Genomic DNA, 3,657 nt, shown 5'->3' with positions numbered 1-3,657 from the left:
TCGCGCTCACCGCCGGTCCGGGCTAGATTTTCCCGGACCGGCGGGTGACCACACCGGGTCGGACCGGACTCGGCCGAGGTCCCGCCGTCGGATCCCGTCGACGCGGGCACCGAGACCGCGAAGGCCGATCCGAAGTCGCGCGCGATATCGATAACAGGTGACGACCGGGTGCGATCGGCAATTTTCCGATAGCCGTGGTCGCTCAGACGAAGATCTCGTCGAGGGTGGTGGCGGTGAGGACTCGGTCGGTCCAGGCGCGGAGTTGGGGAATTCCCCCGATCTGGATGGTGTGGATCGTTGCCGGGGAAAGTGTCCCGAACTTGGCGGTGAGCAGTTCGATCAGCGCTTCGGCATAGCCTCTGACATAGCCTCTGACATAGCCCTCGCAATACCATCTGACATAGGTTCCGCCATAGCCTTGGGCGCGGAGTTGTTCGACAGCGAGTTCGAGGGCCTCCTTCTCGCATGGACCGAGTTGATCGGTAAGTTCGGTCCTTGTTCCAGCGGCTTCCACAGCAAACATCTGGTAACCCCCATTTCATCGTGCCGGTGGAAGCCTCGAATGGTCTTCAATTCCGGCTTTCGCGTATGCAGGTTGAACGGCTGGATGTCCGAACCGTCCTCGCGTGTTCGTCGGACAGACCCTCCAGACGTAACGTGGTCAATCCGGTGTCGTCGAGGGCCGAGGTGCCGCCGTCGCGGAGTGTGGCGATCACGACGACGGGCTCGGTGTCCGCGTGGACCGAGCCGGTCGATCAACAGATCGAACTCGCCTGGAGCGGCGTCACCGACCAACAGCACGCAAGCCAACGCGGCCTCTAGTTCTGCGGGTGTCGGTGATCGCGCAGGCAATGTCGGCGAAAACGGACTGGAAGCATCGACAATTTTTACAGGCGCCTCCCGTCTTGTGTTCGAGGGGGCTACCGGCGGAGTCCGGTGTCGGCTGGATCAGGCGAAGATCTCATCGAGGGTGGTCGCGGTCAGGACGCGGGTGGTCCAGGTGCGGAGTTGGGTGAGTTGGCCGGTCTGGATGGTGTGGACCGTTGCCGATGGAAGTACCCCGAACTTGAGGGTGAGCTGCTCGCTCAACGTCTTGGCCCGGCCGCGTGCTTCGCCTTCGGCGCGGAGTCGTTCAGCAGTCGTCATCAGGGCCTCCTTGGCGCGTGGACCGAGCCGGTCGATCAGCAGATCGAAATCGGCCTCGGTGAAATCACCGACCAGCAAAATATAGGTCATCACGACCTGTAGTTCCGCGACACCGTTCGGACCCGAGGCGAGGATACGCAAGTCATCGATCAGCTTCAGGATATCGGATCTCGGGTCGGTATTCCGTGGCGCGATCTTGTGCAAGGCCAGCATGACGCGGGTTGCGGAGGTCAGGTCGCGGGCCAGGAGCGTGGGCAGATCGAGGGCGGCCACGTCGTCGAGGAGAAACCGCAGGCGCGGCAAGTACGGGTCGAGGGCCGCCCGAGCGGCCGGGTCGAGGTCGATCAGCTCCGATAGTTCGGTCGGGGCGTTCCAGCGGCGGCCGGTGCCGTTGCTGTGCACGACCAGCGGCAGCACCGCGGGCAGGGTGTCCTGGTCCGGATACCGGTGACGGTGCTGGTTCCAGATGTTGACCAGATATTCCATGATCCGCAACGCCATGAACCGGTCGCTGTGGCTCTGATGTTCGACGAGGAGATAGATGTAGGCGGGGTGGCCGTCGAGGCGGGTGCGGTACAGGATGTCGCTGAAGCGGGAGTCGAGTTGGTCCGAGACGAAGCTGACCGGTTGTAGTTCCATGTTGTCCCAGTCGATCCGGTCGATCAGGGTTTTCGGGATCGTGTCGCGGATTTCGCAGGCGGCGTTGGCGGGGACGGACAAGACGCGCCGGAAGTACGCGTCGTGCGGACTCGATGGGTTGGCGGGCACGAGCGCGAAAGCTACATCGGACGTCGGTCGCCGCTCCCAGGATTGCGCCGAAAGGGTCGACCGAGCCGGGGTGTCTCCCTGTGAGGGGCCGTGTGTCGTCGGTGAGCGACCGTCGATCGGCGGAGTCGGCCTGGACGGTCGGCGGGACATGGTCCGGCAGCGGCGGATTCGTCAGTGCGTGTCGCACTCCGCCACTCGCTCTCCCGGGCGGCGGCGGATCATGTTCGAGGCTGCACGACTATCGCCGCACGCCGGTACCAGCGATCGATCGTGTCGCCTTCGTTGCCCATATACCCCGCGGATTCCGTGGCGAACATCTGGTGAGCGGATTCCGCTGTACCGGCACATATCTCGCCGTCCGACACCGAGATCTCGACCGGTGCGCCAGTATTTCCCGACTGATCGATCCACCAGGTCAGTTCGGCGTTCGAACCGAAATCATCGCCCAGTCGCGCGGTTTCGATCCGCTCGGGGTGGTCGACGGGCAGGACTCCCTCGCGCACCTCGTAATCGAAGTCCTCGTCCTCGTCCTCGATCGGTTCCCACGTCTCGTCGACTATTTCCCACGTGCCGTCGACGAGTTCCCAGCGCCGCCGCCGACCGTACATCCAGTCCTCGTCCTCGAACAGGTCGCAGGCGTGGGCCCGGTGGATCTCCGCCAAGGCCAGTGCCACATCGCATTCGGCATGCTCGGACGCCGCGACGAGAGCTCCGGCACGAGCGGCATCGGAGCCCTTGAGCTGATCCCACCCGAACCCGCGCTGGGAATACCGGTGATCGAGGAGGTAGACCAGCCGGTTCGGTGGACGCGACGCGGGTCCGCCGTCGCGGAGCCAGGTCGGCACCGGTATCGGTGTCGAGAAGTGCTCACGCAGGTGCCCAGCCAGTGCGGCGATCTTCGCGGGCGCGGTGACCAGATCATCGTTGGCGGCGGTGCGGCCGCTCGCGATCAGGTTGTAGGTCAGTGAGATTCGGAAGCCGTCGGTCACGGGCAGCACCTCGTGGTGACAGTCGGCGTAGAAGGCGAGAAACCCGAGCTCACCCGGCGACCCCCGGTCGCTCACCTTCTCCCCCCGATGCTCCACCACCAACTCCCCGCCCGTGAAATCCGAGGGCAGCGTCACCACCAGGGTGCCGATCATGCCGTCGGATTTCTCCGAATCCCGGTGCCGTCGAAAGAACTGTCCCGGCTCGTACACCAGCATCGAATGCAGTTCGGCCGACAGTTCGCAGTCGCCGGGCAGTCCGAGGCCGGTGCGCACCGCGTCGAGTACCGGCCCCAACGTCGAGTCCCAACGTCGCTGGTCGACGGTTATCCGGCCGCGCGGAACCTCCCACGTATCACGCACATTCGGATCGAGCAGGGTCTGTTCACCCAACCCGTATCTGGCCGGGCGCGCGATATCGCACAGCTGCCGCGCCTGTGTCGGTGTCACCGGCCACCCGAGCACCCCCACCCCCACCCCCTCCACCTCGATGACCAGACTCTCGGCCGGGGCGGTGCCGTGCGCGGCGAAGGAACCCGGCGGGCGCGTCGAATCCAGCAGTTCGCTGATCGCACCCGAGGTCTGGTCTGTCATCTACATCTCCGAAGCTGGTGAATCTCGGTACGGCCGGATATCGCCCGGCCGAGTATCCGATCGGTGGCTACGCCAGAAGTTAGTCGGGCCCTCCGACAAAACTCCGAGGGTCCGGCACCTCACAAATTCCGGGATGCCGTTCGCCTCACGAGCAGCGAACGAA

4 protein-coding genes are annotated in these 3,657 nt (G+C 64.7%); 1 reads left to right on the top strand and 3 read right to left on the bottom strand.

The features are described 5' to 3' along the window. Positions 1-202 precede the first annotated feature (202 nt). Positions 203-523 (bottom strand): hypothetical protein, encoded by a 321-nt coding sequence (locus OG225_RS30175; protein ID WP_405178314.1) that lies wholly within the window; start codon positions 521-523, stop codon positions 203-205. 20 nt (positions 524-543) lie between these two features. Here OG225_RS30175 and OG225_RS30170 point away from each other — a divergent pair, with 20 nt between their 5' ends. Continuing rightward, on the top strand, positions 544-822 hold the full coding sequence (locus OG225_RS30170; protein ID WP_216908316.1) for a hypothetical protein: 279 nt from the start codon (positions 544-546) through the stop codon (positions 820-822). 126 nt (positions 823-948) lie between these two features. Here OG225_RS30170 and OG225_RS30165 read toward each other — a convergent pair whose 3' ends face one another. Next, the gene (locus OG225_RS30165) at positions 949-1,914 is read right to left on the bottom strand and encodes an Rpn family recombination-promoting nuclease/putative transposase (protein WP_405178313.1); all 966 of its coding nucleotides are present in this window, start codon (positions 1,912-1,914) and stop codon (positions 949-951) included. Between the two features lie 218 nt (positions 1,915-2,132). Beyond that, on the bottom strand, positions 2,133-3,494 hold the full coding sequence (locus OG225_RS30160) for a 2OG-Fe(II) oxygenase (protein ID WP_405178312.1): 1,362 nt from the start codon (positions 3,492-3,494) through the stop codon (positions 2,133-2,135). Between the last annotated feature and the right edge of the window lie 163 nt (positions 3,495-3,657).

Source organism: Nocardia sp. NBC_01377 (assembly GCF_045040005.1).
In the GTDB taxonomy this organism is placed as follows: Bacteria; Actinomycetota; Actinomycetes; order Mycobacteriales; family Mycobacteriaceae; genus Nocardia; species Nocardia noduli.
This window is presented reverse-complemented; position numbering and strand designations above follow the sequence as displayed.

Excerpts from the sequence above, each read along its gene's own strand:
- OG225_RS30175 (WP_405178314.1), bottom strand. The coding sequence starts at position 523 with ATGTTTGCTGTGGAAGCCGCTGGAACAAGGACCGAACTTACCGATCAA.
- OG225_RS30160 (WP_405178312.1), bottom strand. The coding sequence starts at position 3,494 with ATGACAGACCAGACCTCGGGTGCGATCAGCGAACTGCTGGATTCGACG.